Raw genomic sequence first — 21,737 nt, forward strand, 5'->3', positions numbered from 1 at the left:
ACCTGTCCTGCCATGACAGACGCACGCACCCATATCCTAGACACCGGACGCCGCCTTGTGGCGCAGCGTGGCTATACCGCCGTCGGTCTTGGCCAGCTGCTGGCCGAGGCGCAGGTGCCCAAGGGATCGTTCTATCACTACTTCGCCTCGAAGGAGGGATATGGCTGTGCGCTGCTGGACCGCTATGTCCGGACCTATGAATGCGATCTGGCGGCGACGTTGGACAACGACGCCTTGACCGGACGCGACAAGGTGCTGGCCTATTTCGCGGATTGGCAGGCTCGGCAAGGCGGCAGCGATGCCGAAAGCAAATGCCTGATCGTCAAGCTGGCCGCCGAGATCAGCGACCTGTCACCCGGCATGCGCACCATCCTGCAGGACGGTGTCACCGCCATCATCGGCAAGCTGTCGCGGGCGCTGGACGCCGCGGGCAGGGACGGTTCGATGCGGGCGCTGGACGATCCGGACGCCATGGCCACGTCGCTGTACCAGCTGTGGCTGGGGGCCAGCCTGATGGCGCATCTATCCCATGACGGGACGCCTTTGGGCGACGCCATGGCTCGGACCCGTGCCCTGCTGCCGCAATCCTGAAAATACATGCCAATATTCGATCAGCCGATCGGGAAAGGGACATCATGACCCAATCACAGACCCAAAACCGCCGCCACATCCTGGCCGAACGCCCCAAGGGCGAGCCGACCGAAAACACGCTGCGCATGGAAACCTCTGACGTGCCAACCCCCGGCAAGGGTCAGATGCTGCTGCGCAACGAATACCTGTCGCTGGACCCTTATATGCGCGGCCGGATGAGCGATGCGCCCTCCTATGCCGCGCCGGTCGAGGTCGGCCAGGTGATGGTCGGCGGGACCGTGTCGCAGGTCGTGTCGTCGGATGTCGACGGCTTTGCCGAAGGGGATTGGGTCGTGGCCTTTGGCGGCTGGCAGGATTACGCCCTGTCGGACGGCACGGGCGTCATCAACATGGGCAAGAACCCTGAAAACCCGTCCTGGGCGCTTGGCGTTCTTGGCATGCCCGGCCTGACCGCATGGGCGGGCCTGACCCAGATCGGCCAGCCAAAGGCCGGCGAGACGCTGGTCGTCGCCGGTGCCAGCGGCCCGGTGGGCGCGACGGTGGGCCAGATCGGCAAGATCCTGGGCCTGCGCGTGATCGGCATCGCCGGCGGTGCGGACAAGTGCAGCCATGTGGTCGACACCTTGGGCTTCGACGCCTGTGTCGATTACAAGGCCGACAGCTTTGCCGATGACCTGAAGGCACAGGCGACCGACGGCATCGACATCTATTTCGAAAACGTGGGCGGCGCGGTCTTCGACGCGGTGTTGCCGCTGCTGAACCCTTCGGCCCGGATTCCGGTCTGCGGGCTGATTTCCCAGTATAACGCGACCGCGCTGCCCGACGGCCCGGACCGCATGAACTACCTGATGGGTCAGATCCTGCGCAAGCGGATGACCATGCGCGGCTTCATCGTCTTCGACGACTTCGGCCATCTCTATCCCGAATTTGCCGAACAGGTCGGCGGTTGGGTCCGGGACGGCAAGATCAAGTACCGCGAGGAAATGATCGAAGGACTGGAACAAGCCCCCCGCGCGTTCATTGGACTGCTGCGCGGCGAAGCCTTCGGCAAGCGCGTCATCCACCTGTCTGCCTGATCCCACATCATCCCCAAGGAGATATCGACATGAAGATCCTCATGGTTCTGACTTCGCACGACAAGCTGGGCGATACCGGCAACAAGACCGGCTTCTGGCTGGAGGAGTTCGCCGCCCCCTATTACGTCTTCAAGGATGCGGGGGCCGATGTCGTCCTGGCCTCGCCCAAGGGTGGTCAGCCGCCGCTGGACCCCAGCAGCGACGCACCCGATGCCCAGACCGAGGCGACCGAACGCTTCAAGAAGGATGACGCCGCACAGGCCGCCTTGGCCGATACCAAAGTGCTGGCAGACATTCAGGTCGATGGTTTCGACGCCATCTTCTATCCCGGCGGCCACGGCCCCTTGTGGGATCTGGCCGAAGATGCCGACAGTCGCCGCCTGATCGAGGGCTTTACCGCCAAGGATCTGCCGGTCGGTGCGGTCTGCCACGCGCCGGGCGTCTTCCGCCACACCAAGGGCACGGACGGCAAGCCGCTGGTCGAGGGCAAGCGCGTCACCGGCTTTACCAACACCGAGGAAGAGGCCGTTGGCCTGACCAAGGTCGTCCCCTTCCTGGTCGAGGACATGCTGAAGGCCAATGGCGGCCAGTATGACAAGGGCGAGGATTGGGGCGTCTTCGTCCTGGTCGACGGCAAGCTGGTGACGGGCCAGAACCCTGCCTCCTCGGAAGAGGCCGCCCGGAAATTGCTGTCCCTGATCTGAGGGGACGGCCACACGAAATGATTGGCAACCCGGCCGGAAGCGGCCGGGTTAACATTTGTAAACTATCGGCGGAACTTTGCCGATCAAGCCATGAGATACCCAGGGAAACGGATCGATGTTCAAGAAGATCTGCCTAGGCATTCTGGCCATCGCAGCGATCGGCGCTGTGGGCTTTGGTGTCTATGCGTACAAACCCGCGATGCAGCCGATCACGGCGGCAGATCACGCGACCTTCCCGCCTGAACAGGTGGAAAAGGGCAGGGTACTGGCCGGTGCCGGCTATTGCGCCACCTGCCACACGGCCAAGGGTGGCGAACCCTATGCCGGCAATTACGCGATGGAGACGGGCTTTGGCACCATCTATGCCACGAACCTGACCCCCGACATGGAAACCGGCATCGGCGCCTATTCGCAGGAGGCCTTCCGCCGGGCCATGCATGAAGGCGTGGCGCGCGATGGGCGTCACCTGTTCCCGGCCTTTCCCTATGACCACTTCACCAAGATGAGCGATGAGGACGTGGACGCGATCTATGCCTTCATCATGTCCGAGGTGGCGCCCGTCCGCAGCGTCCAGAAGGAAAACGAGCTGCCCTTCCCGTTGAACCTGCGCTTTCTTCAGGCAGGCTGGAAGATGCTGTTCGTCGATTTTGGCCAGTATGAAACGGTTACCGACAAGTCGCCTGAATGGAACCGCGGTGCCTATCTGGCCGAGGGCGTGACCCATTGCGGCGCCTGCCACACCCCGCGCAACATCCTGGGCGCCGAAAAGTCCGGCGAGCAATATGCGGGCGCCGAGATCGATCGCTGGCAGGCCCCGGCGCTGACGGCGGCCAATGCCTCTGCCGTGCCGTGGAACGCTGCCGAATTCCGCGAGTATCTGGTCAAGGGTTCGTCCACCTATCACGGCATCGCAGCCGGTCCGATGGGCCCGGTGGTCCACGCCGGGGTGCGCGAACTGCCCGATAACGACCTGACCGCCATCAGCGTCTATCTGGCCGACAAGGTCGGTGGCGACGGCCTGGACCCGGCTGACAGCGATATCGTCCGGGCCAGCCTTGAACGTAACGCACCCGACCGCCGCTATCGCCAGGCCGAGGGCGAGCGGCTTTACACCACCGCCTGCGCCGCCTGCCATTACAACGCCCAGCAGATCCGGGCGGGTCGCCCCGATCTGGGGATCAACTCTTCGGTCAACCAGGATGATCCCAGCAACCTGATCCAGGTGATCCTCTATGGCGTCACCAGCCATCAGGGCACCAAGGGCGTGGTCATGCCCGGCTTTCGCCAGGCGCTGAGCGACGATCAGGTGGCCCAGATCGCCGCCTATCTGCGCGCCGATCGCGCCCAGAAGCCCGCGTGGGAAAACCTGCGCGAAGAGGTCACCCAGCTGCGCGCCCGCGGCCCCGGATCCCACTGAATTCACGAAGGAAACACCTGATGGTAAATTTCAAGATCAACGGGCGCGAGGTCAGCGTCGACGCCGATCCCGACACGCCCCTTCTGTGGGCCATCCGCGACGAGATCGGCCTGACCGGCACCAAGTTCGGTTGCGGCATCGGCATGTGCGGGGCCTGCACCGTCCATGTCGGCGGACAGGCCACGCGGTCCTGCATCACCCTGTTGGGCGATGTCGAAGGTGCCGACGTCACCACGATCGAGGGGCTGGACGCCAATGACAACCACCCCGTCCAAGAGGCATGGCGCAACCTGCGGGTTCCGCAATGCGGCTATTGCCAGTCCGGCCAGATCATGCAGGCAGCCGCCCTGCTGACCGACATCCCGGACCCGAGCGACGACGACATCGACGCGGTGATGACCGGCAATCTGTGCCGCTGCATGACCTATCCGCGCATCCGCCAGGCGGTCCGTGACGCCGCGTCGGCAAACAGGGGGCAAACCCAGAATGGCTAAGAACAAGATCCTATCCCGCCTTGGCGTGGGCATCCCGGCAACGGCGCTCAGCCGTCGCGAATTCCTGATCTCGATGACGGCGGCGGGGGTGGCCTTCGGCTTTCCGCGCGATGCCATGGCCGCGATGGACCCGCAGGCCGCAGACGGCATGCCGATCGAGGCCGTGGGTGACCGGTTCGAACCGACCATGTGGTACTGGATCGACACCGAGGGCCGCGTCAACGTCAACATCATCCGCGCCGAGATGGGCCAGCATGTCGGCACCGCCATCGCCCGCATCCTGGCCGATGAACTGGACGTGTCGTGGGACGATGTGCGCATCACCCATGTCGACTCGGCCGAGAAATGGGGCACCATGGTCACCGGCGGCAGCTGGTCGGTCTGGCAAAGCTGGCCCGTCTATCGCCAGGCGGGCGCCGCCGGCCGCACCGCGCTGATCGAGGCTGCGGCCGCGCAATGGGGCGTGGATCCCGCCACCTGCACCGCGCGTGACGGCACCGTCACCGGCGGTGGCAAGTCGATTACGTATGCCGAACTGGTCAAGGCGGGCATCAACCGCAGCTTTACCGAGGACGAATTGGCCGCCCTGTCGCTGAAGTCGCATTCCGACCTGCGCCTGGTCGGCAAGGACGTCACCGCGCTGGATATCGGCAACAAGATCAACGGCAAGACCATCTATGGCTTGGATGCCAAGATCGACGGCATGGTCTATGGCATCCCGATGCTGCCGCCGACGCGGCTGGGGTCCTCGGTCGCATCGGTCGATGACAGTGCCGCCAAGGACATCAAGGGCTATCTGCAGACACTGACGCTCGACGATCCCTCCGGCACGGTGCCGGGCTGGGTCGTGGTTCTGGGCGAGACGCTGTTTGCAGCGAAATCGGCCGCCGACCTGATCAGCGTCGAATGGAACGCGGGCGAAACCGCCGTCGTCTCCGAGGCCGACATCCAGGCGCGGTCGCGCGAACTGATCGCGGATGCGGCCAGTGGCGCGATCCTGCCCACGGAAACGCCCGACACCACGCAGGCCTTCCAGGATGCGGCGGACACGCTGGAGGCGGAATACACCACCGCGACCGTGCTGCATTTCCAGATGGAGCCGCTGAACGCCACCGTCTTCCGCAATGCGGACGGCATCTGGGAAACCCATGCGGGCAACCAGTGGCAATCGCTGATCCTGCCGACCCTGTCGGCGGCACTGGAGGTCGAACCCGACAAGATCGTCATGCGCAGCTATATGCTGGGCGGTGGTTTCGGGCGTCGCCTGAACGGCGATTACATCGTGCCCGCCGCGCTGGCCTCGAAACAGCTGGACGGCAAGCCGGTCAAGCTGGTCTTCATGCGCGAACATGACGTCCAGTTCGACAGCGTCCGGTCGCCCAGTGTGCAGCGCTTGCGCATGGCCTTCGACGCCGACAACCAGGTCATCGGCATGAATCACGATGCCGCCGCCGGTTGGCCCACGGGTGTCATGGCGCCGTCCTTCATGCCCAAGGGCGTAAACGACCAGCCCTATGATGTCTTTGCCATCGACGGAGCCGATCACTGGTATTCAGTCGGCGCGCATAAGGTCCGCGCGATCGAAAACGAACTGGCCAACCAGACCTTCCGCCCCGGCTGGTTGCGGTCCGTCGGTCCGGGCTGGACCAACTTCGCCGTCGAAAGCTTCATGGACGAAGCCGCGGCCAAAGTCGGGGTCGATCCGCTGGAATTCCGGCTGAAGCACCTGATCGCCGAAGGTTATAACGCCGGCACCGCGCCGGATTCGGTCGGCGGCGCGTCGCGTCAGGCGGCGGTTCTGGAACGCGTGGCGCAAATGTCGGGCTATGGCAGTGCCGACCTGCCTGCCGATACGGCCATCGGCATCGCCACCACCTTCGGTCAAAGCCGCCAGATGCCCACCTGGACCGCAGGGGCCGTTCAGGTTCATGTGGACCGCGAAACCGGCACGGTCGAGGTTCAGAAGATGTGGCTGGCCTTCGATTGCGGCACCGTCGTCGATCCCGACAGCGCCCGCGCGCAATGCGAAGGGGCCGCACTTTGGGGTCTGTCCATGGCGCTTTACGAAGGCACCGAGTTCGAGAACGGCAATGTCCGCGACCTGAACCTGGGCGGCTATACCCCCCTGCGGATGATCGACACGCCGCCGATGGAGATCGAGTTCATCGACAGCACCGAGGTTCCGGTGGGCTTGGGCGAACCCGGCACCACGGTCGTGGCCCCGGCCATCGCCAACGCCATCCAGGCGGCGGTCGGCGTGCGTCTGCGCCACCTGCCGATGCGCCCCGACGACGTCTTGGCTGCGCTGAAGGCCTGAAACTCTGCGGGCGCCCCGGCATCCGGGGCGCCTGCATCACAGCTGTTGACACCGTCCCCCGAAATCGCGAACCTGCTCCCACGTCAGGGGAGTCCCGCCTTAAGGGGACTGAGAGGCTGAGTGGGGACGACCCCGGTGAAGCGACCCTTTGAACCTGACCCAGTTGACACTGGCGTAGGAAGACCAAAGGCAGCTTCCCCCATCTACGGGGCCGTCCTTTGGGCCGCAAGGTCCGTCATCGGGCCCGTGTGGCCCCTTCATCGCTTGTCTTATCCGGGTCGCCCATTTCGAACGGGAGACACTGATGAAACCGAACCCCCAGATCACCACCGGCCCCATGCCCGCATCCAGCAAGCTGTATGTGCCGGGGAGTCTGCACGACATCCGCGTGCCGATGCGCCGGATCGCCCTGACGGGCGAAGGCCCTTTGACGGTCTATGACAGTTCCGGCCCCTATACCGACCCTGCCGCGCAGATCGACATCAGGGGCGGGTTGCCTGCGGTGCGCGGGGCGTGGCTGACGGGCAGGGGCGATGCCGAACCCTATCTTGGGCGTCCGCTGACCGCCGCCGATAATGGCTTTGTCGATGGCAAGCGTCTGACCCCGGCCTTTCCGCATCAGCGCGATCCGCTGCGCGCCACGAAAGGCGCCGTGACCCAGCTGGCCTATGCCCGCGCCGGTATCATCACGCCGGAAATGGAATATGTCGCCATCCGTGAAAACGAAGGCCGCACCGCTGCCTATACCCGCGACGGAGAGGATTTCGGGGCATCCATCCCCGATCTGGTAACCCCGGAATTCGTGCGGTCGGAAATTGCGCGGGGGCGGGCGGTGATCCCCGCCAACATCAACCACCCCGAACTTGAACCCATGATCATCGGCCGCAATTTCCTGGTCAAGATCAACGCCAATATCGGCAATTCCGCCGTGACCTCGTCGATGGAGGAGGAGGTCGACAAGATGGTCTGGGCGATCCGCTGGGGGGCCGACACCGTCATGGATCTGTCAACGGGCCGCAACATCCACAACATCCGCGACTGGATCATCCGCAATGCGCCCGTGCCCATCGGAACGGTTCCACTGTATCAGGCGCTGGAAAAGGTCGGCGGTATCGCCGAGGACCTGACATGGGAGATCTATCGCGACACGCTGATCGAGCAGGCCGAGCAGGGCGTGGATTACTTCACCATCCATGCGGGCGTGCGGCTGCACATGATCCCGATGACGGCAAGGCGGGTGACGGGCATCGTCAGCCGGGGCGGATCGATCATGGCGAAATGGTGCCTGCACCATCACCGCGAGAGCTTCCTCTACGACCGTTTCGACGAAATCTGCGAGATCATGCGCGCCTATGACGTGACCTTCAGCCTGGGCGACGGCTTGCGGCCCGGCTCCATCGCCGATGCCAACGATCAGGCGCAGTTTGCGGAACTGGAGACCCTTGGGGAACTGACCAAGCGTGCCTGGGCGCGCGACTGCCAAGTCTTCATCGAAGGGCCGGGTCATGTGCCGATGCACAAGTTGAAGGCCAATATGGACAAACAGTTGGAGCATTGCCACGAGGCGCCCTTCTATACCCTGGGGCCGCTGACCACCGATATCGCGCCGGGTTACGACCACATCACCAGCGCCATAGGGGCGGCGATGATCGGTTGGTTCGGAACGGCGATGCTGTGCTATGTCACGCCCAAGGAACATCTGGGCCTGCCCGACCGGGACGACGTCAAGACCGGCGTCATCACCTACAAGCTGGCGGCCCATGCGGCGGACCTGGCCAAGGGTCATCCGGGGGCGCAGATGCGCGACGATGCCCTGTCGCGCGCACGCTTCGATTTCCGTTGGCAGGACCAGTTCAACCTGGGCCTGGACCCCGACACCGCGCGCGAGATGCATGACGAGACCATGCCCGCCGACGCCCATAAGGTCGCGCATTTCTGTTCGATGTGCGGGCCGAAATTCTGTTCGATGAAGATCTCGCACGATATTCGCGCGACGGCTGAAAAGCAGCAGGGGATGGAGCGGATGGCCGATCTGTTCCGCGAAAAGGGGCAGCTTTACGTTCCCGCCGACGGCTGACCGGGCGGGGTCACGCAGCGGCGCCCGTGTTCAGCGGGCGTCGCGCCGCAAGGCCATCGACAGGGCGCCCGTGACGGGGGCGTCATCGCCAAAGCGGATGCCCGCTTCGATATGGCGCAGGTGCTGGTCCAGCAAGTCCTGGGCCGCGTCCATGTCCCGCGCCTCGATGGCGTCGGTGATGCGCGTGTGTTCGTCATCGGCACAAAGCGTGCCGTGGCCGGTCGCGTAAAGTCCGATGATCAGCGAACTGCGCATGGTCAGTTCTTCCAGATAGCGCAGCAGGACGGGATTGCGCCCGATCCGTCCCAGCAGCAGGTGAAACCCCCGCGACAGGCGCACGGCGGCGGACCGGTCGCCGCCGCCGCGTGCCAGGGCCTCCTGCGCCAGATGGACGCGCAGGGCGGCGATATCTTCGGACGTGGCCTGTCGCACGGCATTGCGGCAGATCACCGTTTCGATGGCGCGACGCGCCTGAAAGACGTCGCGGGCATCCTGGGGTGTCGGCGTGGCAACATAGGCGCCGCGGTTTGGCAGGTGATCGACCACATGATAGGCGGTCAGCGTCCCAAGCGCGCGCCGGACATGGGCGCGATTGCAACCGAACAGGTCCGACAGCGCCTGTTCGCCCAGCTTGGTGCCCGCATGCAGGCGCTGGTCGGCGATGGCATCAAGGATGCTGTCCACGATGATGGTTTCAAGCGGCTTTTCCATCGTCGACAGATTGCACAGCCAACGGTCACGCGCAAGAAACATGCGCCCGAATTGCAGGCAGATAAAATATTATCTGATTGTTAACAATCCGTGTTATCAATCGTGCGACTCGGAAGAAGGAAGACCCATGAAACTGGTTGTCATCAACCCCAACTCGACCAGCTCGATGACGGACAAGATCACCGCATCGGCCCGCGCGGTGGCGGGGCCGCAGGTCGATGTGATCGGGCGCACCGCCCATGGTGCCCCCGCCAGCATCGAGGGCCATCACGACGAGGTCATGGCCGCCCCCCATCTGCTGCGCGAGGTCGCGCAGGCCGAGGCCGAGGGCGCGGATGCCATCGTCATCGCCTGTTTCGACGACCCCGCGATCGGCGCCTGCCGCGAGATCGCGACCGGCCCCGTCATCGCCATCTGCGAGGCGGGGATGACGGCGGCCAGCATGGTCGCGACCACGTTTTCCATCGTCACGACGCTGCCCCGCTCGGTCCCGGTGATCGAGGAGCTGGTCCGCAAATACGGCCAAGATCACAAATGCCGCCGGGTCCGTTCCGCCGCGATCCCGGTCCTGGCGCTGGAGGAACCGGGATCGGATGCCCGCGACCGCGTTCGCGCCGAAATCATGCGCGCCATCGACGAGGACGGTTGCGAGGCCGTGCTGCTGGGCTGCGCGGGCATGTCCGACCTGACCGCATGGCTGACCACGGAAACCGGCATCCCGGTCATCGACGGCGTGTCCGTCGCCACGAAACTGGCCGAGGCGCTTGTGGGCGCCGGGCTGAAGACCAGCAAGATCGGCGCCTATGCGGTGCCCAACAAGAAATAAGACGACCTCAACCTCCGACAGGGAAACATCACATGACTCAGATCGACATGGCGGGCGTCGCACCGCCCGACGCACATGACGGCCCACGCGCGACCGACAAGGGCGTGGGCCAGGAAAGCCTGGCCCCGCAGCAGACGCGCATCATGGGGTCCTGGTCCTATCTGTTCGCCTGGCTGGGCGGTTGCGTGTCCATCGGCACCTTCACCATCGGGTCGGGGCTGGTGGGCACGCTGAACCTGCTGCAGACGGTCGTGGCCATCGCGATCGGCTGCACCGTCATCGGCATCGCGCTGATGATCAACGGGCAGGCGGGGCACAGATACGGCATTCCCTTCATGGTGCAGGCACGCCCGGCCTTCGGGTTTGCGGGAACGCGGCTGCCGGCGCTGGTGCGGTCGGTGCCCGCCCTGGTCTGGTTCGGCTTTCAAAGCTGGATCGGCGCCGGCGCGCTGAACCTGGTGTCCGAAACGATGTTCGGCTTTTCCAACATCTGGGTCTTCTTCATCGGCTTCCAGGCCCTGCAGATCGGCCTGTCGGTGCTGGGCTTTCACGGCATCAAGTGGCTGGAAAACATCGGATCGGTCTTCATCATCGGGGCGCTGGTCTATATGTTCTTCAGCGTCATCGACAAATACGGCAGCCAGATCAGCGCCAACCTGGTCAATGTCGAAGGCACCTGGGGGGCACCGTTCTGGGGCGCCACGATGCTGTTTCTGGGCATCTATTCGACGATGATGCTGAACGTGTCCGATTACAGCCGAGAGCTGGACGGACAGGTGGGGCGCGGGCGGCAGGTGGCGATCTATGCCAACTCGATCCTTCCCGCGACGCTGTTTATGGGGCTGATCGGTCTGATGGTCTCGGGCGCCACCGGCGAGGTCGATCCGATCAAGGTCTTTGCCAGCGCCGTGGACAACAAGCTGCTGTTGGTGACGACGCTGCTGTTCATCGCCTTTGCGCAGGTGACGACGAACATCCTCAACAACGTCGTGCCGCCCGCCTATGCGCTGATGGATGTCTTCAAGCTGCGCTTCAAGACGGCGGCGGTGCTGGTCGGTCTTCTGGCTTTCGCCACCTTCCCCTGGCTGCTGGTCAAGGATGAAAGCGCCGCGGGGCTGAACCTGTTCATCCAGACCTACAGCGCCTTCCTGGGCCCGATCTTCGCCATCCTGGTGGTGGATTACTATGTGATCCGCAAGCAGCGGCTGAACATGGACTATCTCTACGATCCCGCGGGGCCTTATCGCGGCATGAACCCTGCCGCGCTGGCCGCGACGGTCGTCGGGGTGGTCTTTGCGCTGATCTTTTCGGGCGTCAGCTGGTATGCCAGTCTGCTGCCGGCGGGGATCAGCTATTACCTGCTGATGAAGACGCTGCCCGCCGCCCGCCGCTTTGCCCAATAGGGGTTGCCGACGCGTGGGCAGGGTGCCTTGCCCGCGCGTTCAGATGGCGAAAACCACCCCCTGCGCCAGGGGAAGGTCGCGCGAATAGTTGATGGTGTTGGTGGCGCGGCGCATATAGGCCTTCCACGCGTCCGACCCACTTTCGCGACCGCCGCCGGTTTCCTTTTCGCCCCCGAAGGCCCCGCCGATCTCGGCGCCCGAAGTGCCGATATTGACGTTGGCGATGCCGCAATCGGAACCGCGCGATGACAGAAAGATCTCCATCTCGCGCAGGTCGGTGGTGAAGATGGCCGATGACAGGCCCGCGCCGACGGCATTGTGGTCCTCCAGCATGGCATCGAAATCGTCATAGGTCATGACATAAAGGATGGGCGCGAAAGTCTCGGTCATGACCGGCCCCGTCTGGGACGGCATCAGGACCAGCGCGGGACGGACATAGAAGGCATCCGCGTCGCCCGTATCCTGGCGTTCGCCGCCATGCACGATCCCGCCCGCATCGCGTGCCGCGGTCAGTGCCTGCTGCATCATGTCATAGGCGGCCTTGTCGATCAGCGGACCAACCAGCGCGTCGGTGGTCAGCGGGTTGCCGATGGTGACGGTTTCAAAGGCCTTGATCAGGCGCGGCATCAGATCGTCATGGACGTCCCTGTGCACGAACAGTCGCCGCATCGTCGTGCAGCGCTGGCCCGCCGTGCCCATCGCGCCGAAGGCCACCGCCCGCAGCGCCATGTCCAGATCGGCCGACGGGCAGACGATGCCCGCATTGTTGCCGCCCAGTTCCAGGATGGACCGTCCGAACCGTTCCGCCACCTTGGGGCCGACCATGCGGCCCATCCGGGTCGATCCTGTGGCCGAAACCAGCGCCACCTTGGGGTTTTCAACCAGCGCCGCGCCTACATCCGCACCGCCGATCAGGACTTGCGACAGGTTCGCGGGCGCGTCTCCGAAGCGGGCGATGGCGCGGTTCAGGATGGCCTGGCAGGCAAGGGCCGTCAGCGGCGTCTTTTCCGACGGCTTCCAGACGACGCTGTCACCGCAGACCAGCGCCAGCGCGGTGTTCCACGACCAGACGGCGACCGGAAAGTTGAAGGCACTGATGATGCCTACGACGCCAAGCGGGTGCCACGTCTCCATCATGCGGTGGCCGGGGCGTTCGGTGGCGATCGTCAGTCCGTAAAGCTGGCGCGACAGGCCGACGGCGAAATCGCAGATGTCGATCATCTCCTGCACCTCGCCCAAGCCTTCGGACGTGACCTTGCCTGCCTCGATCGAGACCAGCCTGCCAAGCGCGTCCTTGTGGCTGCGCAGCTCCTCGCCCAGCAGGCGGACCAGTTCGCCGCGCCGGGGGGCGGGCACCATGCGCCAGGCGCGGAAGGCAGCCTCGGCGCGGTCGATGGCTGCGGCGGTCGTGGCGGCATCATCGGAGGCAAGGGTCGCGATCTGCTGGCCGTCAAGCGGACTGCGGCAGGGCAGGTTGCCCGCGTCCAGCAGGGCGGCATCGACACCCAGATCGGTCATCAGAGATTGCACATCGGCTTTCAGGTCCATCGGGGGTCGGCCTTTCGTTCATCTGTCTTGGAATTGCTAAGGGCATGCGCGGGCTTTGTCGGCCATGTCGCCTGAACCTGCGGAGGGCATGCCCGCAACCGGCCCATCAGCGCCTCATCACCCTTGCCGCCCAGGTCAGGATGCCGATTGGAATGCTCGGATGACGACCGTTGGCGGATGTCGTCAGGCTGCGTGCAATCTGAACTGGCGGTTGTCATCGCGCCCCTTTTGTTGATCCGGACCGGAATGGCCGCACCATCAGGAAAAGAGTTTTGGGCTTTGGCCGCAACCCCTGTATATGGTTTTCAGGGTTCAGTGCCATTCCCCGGAATGGTCGCGAACATCAACAACCGCGCTCGGAACAGGGCCGGGCCGATCAGGGGTTCGTCGTCCTATGCGTCATGTCTTTCTGCTGATTGGCACCTGCCTGTGGGTGACTGTTGCGGCCGGCGCGGCGGGGGCGCAGGTTCTTTGTCGGCAATCGGCAGGCGTCGACCCCGCCCATGCCGAGGCCCTGTGCAAGGCCCTGCGGGGGACCGACGCGCCGGATGGTCTGCAGCTGCGGGTGCTGGCGACGACGCCTGTTTCGGTGACCGCAATGGTGGTCCGGCCCGACGGACGCGCGCGTCGCCCCATGCGGCTGAATGTCAGCGACCGCGACCTGACCGATGCCGATTTCGCAGGCTTCGCGCGTGATCTGCTGCGATCCGGCCTTGCCGACTGACAGGCGCCAGCATTCGGGAAGCGTTGCTTCGACGGGCTGACCCTATTTTGTATTTAAGGAAGCCACGAACGCGACTGGGATCGGGCGGACCAAGCGGCGCAGCTTGGCAGGCGTATCCAGCCCTGCGGAGTTTTTGCCAGAATGCCAAAAGCGAACAGTTTTGCTGCAAGAAAAGGGGAAAATTGACTGGCGTTCTGTACCGGGCTTTGCTGCCTTGACGGTCACACGGATGCCAGAAACGACAAAATCCGCCAGAGGCGGATTGTCGTAGCTTTGCAATCTCACTTGAGATTTATGGCTCCGGCGGTAGGGATCGAACCTACGACCAATTGATTAACAGTCAACTGCTCTACCGCTGAGCTACGCCGGAACACGAGGCGGATATAGCAACGTGTTCCGGGGGCGTCCAGAGCCTTTTTCCACTTTTCGTTATGAAATCGAAAAAAAGCTGTTGGCGGTCAAATCTCCTTGAAAATCAATGGCGCCAAGCTGAGAGAGCGCGATCAGGTGGGACAGGACGTTGCGCTCGGCCGCGGGGATAAGCGGTTCGGGAATGTCATAAAGGCGACGTGCCAGGCCCGCCGCATTGTCTGGCGAATGGCGCAGCGCGGCCATGATCTGCGCCGTCCGGTCGCGCCTGTGACGCGCCAGTTCGGCGATACGGGGCAGGGGGTCTTCGATGGGGGCGCCATGCGCGGGCAGCAGGCGCGCGGGGGCCAGATGCACCAGCCGGTCCAGCGACCGGAAGTAATCTGCCAGATCCCCGTCGGGGGGCGAGATCAGCGTCGAGGACCAGTCCATCACCAGATCGCCGCAAAAGATCGTGTCGCCCCATTCAAGGCACAGATGCCCTGCCGCGTGACCGGGGGTGTGAAGGGCGCGAAGGCTCCAGTCGGGGGTTTGGACCTGCTGGCTGTCATGCAGGCTGATATCGGGGGCGAAATCCATGTCCAGGCCCTCGCCGCCATGGATCATGCCCGACGCCGCAAGACGGGTGTTGATGGCGGACCGGCCTTCAGTCGCGGTGCCGAAGGCCAGGATCGGGGCGCCCGTCAGGCGCGACAGGCGGGGCGCGCCTTGGCTGTGGTCAAGATGCGCGTGAGTGACGAAAATATGGCTGATCCGGCCGCGTCCCGCGTCGATGATGGCGCCAAGATGGGCATCGTCATCGGGGCCGGGGTCGATGACGGCGACATGTTCCTGCCCGATCAGGAAGGTCGTCGTACCCGGACCCGTCAGGGGCGAGGGATTGGGCGCCAGGATGCGCAGCGGCTCTTTCGCGGGGGCATGCATGGGGATAGCCTTGCAGGGAAGAGGAAGGGGTGTCCATGTCAAACCATATCCAGGGGCCCATCGCCAGAACGTTGCTGCCGCGCGGGCTTTACGCGCGGGCGGCGCTGATCCTGTTCCTGCCGGTCGTGGCGGTGACGCTGGTCGTGGGCGTCATGTTCCTTCAGCGCCATTTCGAGGGCGTGACGCGGCAAATGACGTCCAGCATGGCGCATGAGCTGGATTTCGTCGCCCGCCGGATCGAGCTGGCCCGCGATGCCGAAGATGCCCGCGCCCAGGCCGAGGCCATTGCCGGACCGCTGGACCTGGATTTCCGCATGCCGGTGACGCCCGCGCCCCAGGATCGGCGGGTCTGGTACGATTTCTCGGGGCGGGTCGTCGCCGAGGTGCTGCGGGACACGGTGCCGCGTGTCGTGTCGATCGATCTGGCGACCGATGAAAAGCGTGTCGATGTGGCGTTGATGGGGCCGTTCGGGCCCTATGGCCTGGGCTTTGACCGGCGGCGGGTCAGTGCCTCGAACCCGCATCAGCTGCTGGTACTGATGGTCTTCACCTCGCTGTTGATGAGCGGGATCGCCACGGTCTTTTTACGCAACCAGTTGCGGCCCATTCGTCGTCTGGCCTTTGCCGCCGAGGAATACGGCAAGGGTCGCATGGTGCCCTATCGCCCCTCGGGCGCGGTCGAGGTGCGCAGCGCCGGCACGGCATTCCTGGACATGCGCAACCGGCTGGAACGCCAGAACGAACAGCGCAAGCTGATGATGTCGGGCATCAGCCACGACCTGCGCACGCCCCTGACCCGCCTGCGCCTTGGACTGTCGATGATCGGACCCGACATGCCCCCCGATGCCGAGGATGTCACCGCGATGGAGGCCGACATTGCCGAGATGAACCGCATGGTCGACGGCTTTCTGGACTATGCGCGCGACGAGGCGCAGGACCGCCCCCCCGAAACGCTGGCCGCGGGTTCGTTTCTGGAAACCGTGGTGGCGGATGCGCAGCGGGCCGGTCAGGCGGTCCAGCTGACGGGGTTCGGGGGCGATCCGGAAGGCCTGGCGACCTTCCGCCCCGACATGCTGCGCCGCGCGTTGGAGAACCTGATCGGCAATGCGGTGCGCTATGGCTCGCGCGCGGAAATGGACGCGGCGCTTGGGCCCCGCAGCCTGCGCATCGGCATCGAGGATGACGGTCCCGGCATCCCCGAAGACAGCCTGGAGGCCGCGATGCGCCCCTTCACCCGCCTTGATCCCGCCCGCAGGCGCAACAGCGCGCAGGGGGCCGGGTTGGGCCTGGCGATCGTCAACGACGTGGTGCGCGCGCATGGCGGACAGCTGCGCCTGGGACGTGGGGACAGACTGGGCGGATTGCGTGCCGAAATCGTGATCCCGCGCTGAGCCGGTTTGCCGCCAGGATGGGGCCAAAAATAGGTCGTATTCTTCGGGTCATATTGAACGGCGGGGGTGCTGGCCCTAGATTGACGCGATGCAGGGGCCGTGCGTCGCCATGACGGGGCCACGGCTTCGGGCAGAAAGGACAAGACATGACGGAATTCGCCAAAACTACCTACCCGGTGCTGCCCTTGCGGGATATCGTCGTATTCCCGCACATGATCGTGCCGCTGTTCGTCGGCCGAGAAAAATCGGTGCGCGCACTGGAAGCTGTGATGGAATCGGACAGCCCGATCCTGCTGGCCGCGCAGATCGACGCCTCGGTCGATGAACCCACCGAAGACGGGATCTATCGCACCGGCGTGCTGGCCAATGTCCTGCAGCTGCTGAAATTGCCGGACGGGACCGTCAAGGTCCTGGTCGAAGGCCGCGAGCGTGTGCGCATCACCAATTTCGTCCCCAATGACGATCACTTCCAGGCCTCGGCCAGCCAGCTGGAGGAGACGCCCGGAGATGCCGACACCGTCACAGCGCTGGTCCGCACCGTGACCGAGGAGTTCGAGCGTTACGTCAAGGTGCGCAAGAACATCCCCGAAGAGGTCGTGACCGCCGTGTCCGAGGCCGAAGAGCCCGGCAAGCTGGCTGATCTGGTCGCAGGTCACATGGGGATCGAACTGGACCGCAAGCAGGACCTGCTGGACACGCTGGAAGTTTCCGAGCGCCTCGAGAAGGTCTATGGCCACATGCAGGGCGAGATGTCGGTCCTGCAGGTCGAAAAGAAGATCAAGTCGCGCGTCAAGACCCAGATGGAGAAGACGCAGCGCGAATACTATCTGAATGAGCAGATGAAGGCCATTCAGAAGGAGCTTGGCGACGGCGAGGATGGCCAGAACGAACTGGCCGAGCTGGAAGAAAAGATCGCAAAGACCAAGTTCAGCAAGGAGGCCCGCGAAAAGGCCGATTCCGAGCTGAAAAAGCTGAAATCCATGTCGCCCATGTCGGCAGAGGCGACGGTCAGCCGCAACTATCTGGACTGGCTGCTGGCACTGCCATGGGGCGTGAAGTCGCGCACCAAAAAGGACTTGGGAAAGGCCGAGGCGGTTCTGGACGCGGACCATTACGGTCTGGACAAGGTCAAGGAACGCATCGTCGAATATCTGGCCGTGCAGGCGCGCAGTCAGAAGCTGAAAGGTCCGATCCTGACGCTGGTCGGTCCTCCGGGTGTGGGCAAGACCTCGCTTGGGCGCTCGATTGCCAAGGCGACGGGGCGTGAGTTCATCCGCATCAGCCTTGGTGGCGTGCGCGACGAGAGCGAGATCCGCGGTCACCGCCGGACCTATATCGGGTCGATGCCGGGCAAGATCATTCAGGCTTTGAAGAAGGCCAAGACGACGAACCCGCTGATCCTGCTGGATGAAATCGACAAGATGGGCCAGGATTTCCGGGGCGATCCTGCATCCGCCATGCTGGAGGTGCTGGACCCTGAGCAGAACTCGACCTTCGTGGACCACTATCTTGAGGTGGAATACGACCTGTCGAACGTGATGTTCGTGACCACGGCCAACAGCTACAACATGCCGGGCCCGCTTCTGGACCGGATGGAGATCATCAGCCTGTCGGGCTATACCGAGGATGAAAAGCGCGAGATCGCCAAGGGCCATCTGCTGTCCAAGCAGATCGCCGCCAACGGTCTGCGCAAGGGTGAGTTCAGCGTCACGGACGCGGCGCTGACCCACATGATCCGGTATTACACCCGCGAAGCCGGTGTCCGTTCGCTGGAGCGCGAGATCGCCAAACTGGCCCGCAAGGCCGTGACCGAGATCATGAAGACCAAGGTCAAGTCGATCGAGGTCACGCCGGAGAAGGTCGAGGAATATCTGGGCGTCCGGCGCCACCGCTATGGTCTGGCTGAGAAGGAGGATCAGGTCGGTGTCGTCACCGGTCTTGCCTGGACCTCGGTCGGGGGCGACCTGTTGCAGATCGAGGCGCTTCGTCTGCCCGGCAAGGGTCGGATGAAGACCACGGGCAAGCTGGGCGACGTGATGAAGGAATCGATCGACGCGGCCTCCAGCTTCGTGCGCTCGGTTTCGCCCGAGATCGGGGTCAAGCCGCCGGAATTCGACAAGCGTGACATCCACGTTCACGTTCCCGAAGGCGCGACGCCCAAGGATGGGCCGTCGGCGGGCATCGCGATGGTGACGTCGGTCGTGTCGGTGATGACGGGCATTCCCGTCCGCAAGGATGTCGCCATGACCGGCGAGGTGACCTTGCGCGGCAACGTGCTGGCCATCGGCGGGCTGAAGGAGAAGCTGTTGGCAGCTCTTCGCGGCGGCATCACCACGGTGATGATCCCGCAGGACAATGAAAAGGATCTGATCGAGATCCCGGACAACGTCAAAGAGGGGCTGACCATCATCCCGGTCAGCAATGTCCGCGAGGTCCTGCGCCACGCCCTGGTGCGCCAGCCGGTCCCCGTCGAATGGGACGAGGCCGCGGAAGAGGCGGCCGAGGCTGCCCGTCTTGACGCCCGCCGGGGCGATGACGGCAAGGGCAGCGCCGTCGCCCACTAAGGGCCGGTGGTCGATCTTTGGCCGGGGACGTTTCGCGTCCCCGGCCTTTTCATGTCTCGAAAAGATTGACGCAACGTCACAGCGCGTTAGGCTGAACCTCGACTTTCATCGGTTGGGGGGCCAGACATGCCAGAGACCTCTGTCGAGCAGGCGGGTGAACCCCCTGCCATCATCCTGCAGGATCCACGCAATGCCGCCGTGGTGCACAAGCGCGACTTCATAGACCGCGTCATTGCCGCCACCGGTGCCCGCAAGGCCGATGCCCGGCCCGTGATCGAGGCGACCCTGGCCGAACTGGGCCGCGTGCTTGCCGCCGGGCAGACCCTTGCCGTGCCACCCCTTGGGCGGGCCAGGATCAGCTGCGAAAAGGATGCGCGCGGTGGCGATGTCATCACCCTGCGGCTGCGCCGGCGTCCGGCCAAACCGAACTGATCGGGCCAGGCGCAGAAATGCGCCAAGACCTCTTGCATGCGGGAACGACTGGCGCTAGAAGCCAGCGCGACGGGTGATTAGCTCAGTGGTAGAGCGCTTCGTTCACATCGAAGATGTCAGGGGTTCAAATCCCTTATCACCCACCATTTCCCTTCTTGCGGATCTGAACGCGGCGCCTGCGCCGCGATGTCCGCATCGCCTGCCACGCATGACCGGCGCCAGCAGAACAAGAGGTCCCGATGGAAACCCCGAACGACGCAGGCCAGACCCGGACGCGCCGCGCCGCCCGCCTTTCGGTCGCTCCGATGATGGATTGGACGGACCGCAACTGTCGCCGTTTCCACCGGATGATGTCGCGCAATGCGCTGCTCTACACCGAAATGGTAACGGCCCCCGCCGTCATCCACGGCGACCGCGCGCGGCTGCTGGATTACGATGCCGCCGAACACCCCGTGGCGTTACAGCTGGGCGGATCGGACCCGCAGGAGCTGCGTCAGGCCACCCGCATTGCCCAGGATTGGGGCTATGACGAGATCAACCTGAATGTCGGCTGCCCCAGTGACCGCGTGCAGTCGGGCGCCTTTGGCGCAGTGTTGATGAAATCGCCGGACCTTGTGGCCGAATGCGTGCAGGCCATGCAGGCCGAAACCGCGACCGAGGTGACGGTGAAATGCCGGATCGGTGTCGATGATCAGGTCGCCGCCGACATCCTGCCGGATTTCCTGGACCGCATGCGGCAGGCGGGCGTCCGCCGCATCACGATCCACGCGCGCAAGGCTTGGCTGCAGGGTCTCAGCCCGCGCGAGAACCGCGAGATCCCGCCGCTGGACTATCCCCTGGTCCACATGATGAAAACGCAATTTCCCGATCTGCACCTTTCGATCAATGGGGGCATCGCGGATGCGGATGCTATCCGCGAACAGCTGACGGTCATGGATGGGGTGATGGTGGGGCGCGCGGCTTATCACGAACCGTGGAAGATCCTGGGGCAGGCGGATCGGCTGTGGGGCGGGGAACCGCCATTTGCCTCGCCGCTGGATGTCGCCGCCGAAATGCGCCCGATCATTGTCGATCACATCACGCAGGGCGGCAGGCTGCATCAGTTCACGCGCCACATGCTGGGGCTGTTTCACAGCATGCCCGGCGCGCGCGCCTGGAAGCGGACCCTGTCCGAGGGCGCATCAAAAGGCGGGATCGAAGTCTATGACGCCGCCCTGATGCAGGTGGCCGAACCGGCCTGAACCCAAGGGTTCAAGCCGGAAAGCGTCGCCGAAAGGGGGTCAGACGCCTTGCGCCTCTGCCTTTTCCGCGGCCTTGGCCTTGTCCCACAGACGGTCCATTTCGGTCAGGTCGCTGTCTTCGGGGCGACGGCCATCGGCGGCAAGATCGGTCTCGATGCTGGCAAAGCGGCGGGTGAATTTGGTGTTCGCACGACGCAGCGCCAGTTCCGGGTCGATCTTCAGATGTCGCGCCAGATTGGCCATCACGAACATCAGGTCGCCGAATTCTTCCTCCAGCGCGTCTTGGCCAAGCGTGTCGCGGGCCTCGACCAGTTCGGCGGTTTCCTCGGTGATCTTGTCCAGCACGCCCTCCACGCCGGGCCAGTCAAAGCCCACGCGGGCGGCGCGGTTCTGCAACTTGACCGCGCGTGTCAGCGCGGGCAGCCCAAGCGCCACGCCGTCCAGCGTTCCGCGTTCCGCCTTGCCCGCGCGTTCGACGGCCTTGATCGCCTCCCAGTCCTTGACCTGCTGTTCAGCGGATTTGTCGCGGCTTTCATCGCCGAAGACATGGGGGTGGCGGAAGATCAGCTTGTCGCTGATGGCGGCGGCGCAATCGGCGAAATCGAACATGCGGGCCTCGGAGGCCATCTGCGCGTGAAACACCACCTGCAGCAGCAGATCGCCCAGTTCGCCCGGCAATTCGTCCCAGGCCTGACGCTGGATGGCGTCCTCGACCTCGTGGGCTTCCTCGATGGTATAGGGGGCGATCGAGGCGAAATCCTGTTCGATGTCCCAAGGACAGCCGGTCCTGGGATCGCGCAGCGCCGCCATGATGCCCAGAAGGCGCTGGATTTCCGCCGCCGGATCGCGCGGTGCGGTATCGTCGGTCGGTTTCTGGTCGGCCATTGCAATTCCCCTCGGGACACGGAAGATGCCCCCTCGACTGCCA

At 64.4% G+C, this 21,737-nt stretch carries 18 protein-coding genes and 2 tRNA genes; 15 read left to right on the top strand and 5 right to left on the bottom strand.

The features are described from left to right. The first annotated feature begins 12 nt into the window (after positions 1 to 12). The 7 genes from DKT70_RS10145 (at position 13) to thiC (ending at position 8,676) form a co-directional block, all read left to right on the top strand. Positions 13 to 591 (top strand): TetR/AcrR family transcriptional regulator, encoded by a 579-nt coding sequence (locus DKT70_RS10145; RefSeq protein WP_111559032.1) that lies wholly within the window; start codon positions 13 to 15, stop codon positions 589 to 591. Positions 592 to 635: 44 nt separating this feature from the next. After that, positions 636 to 1,667, top strand: coding sequence for an NADP-dependent oxidoreductase (locus DKT70_RS10150; protein WP_111559033.1), 1,032 nt, complete (start codon positions 636 to 638; stop codon positions 1,665 to 1,667). A gap of 29 nt (positions 1,668 to 1,696) precedes the next feature. Continuing rightward, entirely contained in the window at positions 1,697 to 2,371 is a 675-nt protein-coding gene (locus DKT70_RS10155; protein WP_111559034.1) for a type 1 glutamine amidotransferase domain-containing protein, read from the top strand. Positions 2,372 to 2,486: 115 nt separating this feature from the next. Then, positions 2,487 to 3,788 (top strand): cytochrome c, encoded by a 1,302-nt coding sequence (locus tag DKT70_RS10160; protein ID WP_111559035.1) that lies wholly within the window; start codon positions 2,487 to 2,489, stop codon positions 3,786 to 3,788. Between the two features lie 20 nt (positions 3,789 to 3,808). Further along, positions 3,809 to 4,282 carry a (2Fe-2S)-binding protein gene (locus DKT70_RS10165; protein WP_111559036.1) on the top strand — a complete coding sequence of 158 codons (474 nt, stop codon included), beginning with the start codon at positions 3,809 to 3,811 and terminating at the stop codon, positions 4,280 to 4,282. Beyond that, the gene (locus tag DKT70_RS10170; protein WP_111559037.1) at positions 4,275 to 6,599 is read left to right on the top strand and encodes a xanthine dehydrogenase family protein molybdopterin-binding subunit; all 2,325 of its coding nucleotides are present in this window, start codon (positions 4,275 to 4,277) and stop codon (positions 6,597 to 6,599) included. Before DKT70_RS10165 ends, DKT70_RS10170 begins: the two co-directional genes overlap by 8 nt. Positions 6,600 to 6,903: 304 nt before the next feature. Continuing rightward, entirely contained in the window at positions 6,904 to 8,676 is a 1,773-nt protein-coding gene (thiC, locus tag DKT70_RS10175; RefSeq protein ID WP_111559038.1) for a phosphomethylpyrimidine synthase ThiC, read from the top strand. Positions 8,677 to 8,706: 30 nt separating this feature from the next. On the opposite strand, the gene DKT70_RS10180 is transcribed toward thiC, so the two are convergent. Continuing rightward, positions 8,707 to 9,387 carry a GntR family transcriptional regulator gene (locus DKT70_RS10180; protein WP_111559116.1) on the bottom strand — a complete coding sequence of 227 codons (681 nt, stop codon included), beginning with the start codon at positions 9,385 to 9,387 and terminating at the stop codon, positions 8,707 to 8,709. Positions 9,388 to 9,514: 127 nt separating this feature from the next. Between DKT70_RS10180 and DKT70_RS10185 the strand changes: the two genes are divergently transcribed. Both DKT70_RS10185 and DKT70_RS10190 read left to right on the top strand, forming a co-directional pair. Then, positions 9,515 to 10,213 (top strand): aspartate/glutamate racemase family protein, encoded by a 699-nt coding sequence (locus tag DKT70_RS10185; protein ID WP_111559039.1) that lies wholly within the window; start codon positions 9,515 to 9,517, stop codon positions 10,211 to 10,213. 32 nt (positions 10,214 to 10,245) lie between these two features. Further along, entirely contained in the window at positions 10,246 to 11,616 is a 1,371-nt protein-coding gene (locus tag DKT70_RS10190) for an NCS1 family transporter (RefSeq protein ID WP_233490519.1), read from the top strand. 39 nt (positions 11,617 to 11,655) lie between these two features. Here the strand turns inward: DKT70_RS10190 and amaB are convergent, their stop codons facing one another. Next, positions 11,656 to 13,164, bottom strand: coding sequence for an L-piperidine-6-carboxylate dehydrogenase (gene amaB / locus DKT70_RS10195; RefSeq protein ID WP_111559040.1), 1,509 nt, complete (start codon positions 13,162 to 13,164; stop codon positions 11,656 to 11,658). A gap of 394 nt (positions 13,165 to 13,558) precedes the next feature. Between amaB and DKT70_RS10200 the strand changes: the two genes are divergently transcribed. Further along, on the top strand, positions 13,559 to 13,888 hold the full coding sequence (locus DKT70_RS10200; protein WP_072297038.1) for a hypothetical protein: 330 nt from the start codon (positions 13,559 to 13,561) through the stop codon (positions 13,886 to 13,888). Positions 13,889 to 14,183: 295 nt separating this feature from the next. On the opposite strand, the gene DKT70_RS10205 is transcribed toward DKT70_RS10200, so the two are convergent. Both DKT70_RS10205 and DKT70_RS10210 read right to left on the bottom strand, forming a co-directional pair. Continuing rightward, a tRNA-Asn gene (locus DKT70_RS10205) sits at positions 14,184 to 14,258 on the bottom strand. Between the two features lie 59 nt (positions 14,259 to 14,317). Further along, positions 14,318 to 15,181, bottom strand: coding sequence for an MBL fold metallo-hydrolase (locus DKT70_RS10210; RefSeq protein WP_111559041.1), 864 nt, complete (start codon positions 15,179 to 15,181; stop codon positions 14,318 to 14,320). A gap of 35 nt (positions 15,182 to 15,216) precedes the next feature. Between DKT70_RS10210 and DKT70_RS10215 the strand changes: the two genes are divergently transcribed. The 5 genes from DKT70_RS10215 to dusA all read left to right on the top strand — a co-directional run bounded on the left by DKT70_RS10215 (position 15,217) and on the right by dusA (position 20,809). After that, positions 15,217 to 16,572, top strand: coding sequence for an ATP-binding protein (locus tag DKT70_RS10215; protein WP_111559042.1), 1,356 nt, complete (start codon positions 15,217 to 15,219; stop codon positions 16,570 to 16,572). Positions 16,573 to 16,718: 146 nt separating this feature from the next. Continuing rightward, a complete protein-coding gene (lon, locus tag DKT70_RS10220) occupies positions 16,719 to 19,136 on the top strand; it encodes an endopeptidase La (protein WP_111559043.1) in 2,418 nt (805 codons plus the stop codon). Positions 19,137 to 19,262: 126 nt separating this feature from the next. Further along, positions 19,263 to 19,568, top strand: coding sequence for an HU family DNA-binding protein (locus tag DKT70_RS10225; protein ID WP_111559044.1), 306 nt, complete (start codon positions 19,263 to 19,265; stop codon positions 19,566 to 19,568). 71 nt (positions 19,569 to 19,639) lie between these two features. Further along, positions 19,640 to 19,714 (top strand) — tRNA-Val (locus tag DKT70_RS10230). A gap of 93 nt (positions 19,715 to 19,807) precedes the next feature. Further along, the gene (dusA, locus tag DKT70_RS10235; RefSeq protein ID WP_111559045.1) at positions 19,808 to 20,809 is read left to right on the top strand and encodes a tRNA dihydrouridine(20/20a) synthase DusA; all 1,002 of its coding nucleotides are present in this window, start codon (positions 19,808 to 19,810) and stop codon (positions 20,807 to 20,809) included. 39 nt (positions 20,810 to 20,848) lie between these two features. On the opposite strand, the gene mazG is transcribed toward dusA, so the two are convergent. Continuing rightward, entirely contained in the window at positions 20,849 to 21,694 is an 846-nt protein-coding gene (gene mazG / locus DKT70_RS10240) for a nucleoside triphosphate pyrophosphohydrolase (protein WP_111559046.1), read from the bottom strand. Between the last annotated feature and the right edge of the window lie 43 nt (positions 21,695 to 21,737).

The sequence above is a fragment of the Paracoccus sediminilitoris genome (assembly GCF_003259195.1).
In the GTDB taxonomy this organism is placed as follows: domain Bacteria; phylum Pseudomonadota; class Alphaproteobacteria; order Rhodobacterales; family Rhodobacteraceae; genus Paracoccus; species Paracoccus sediminilitoris.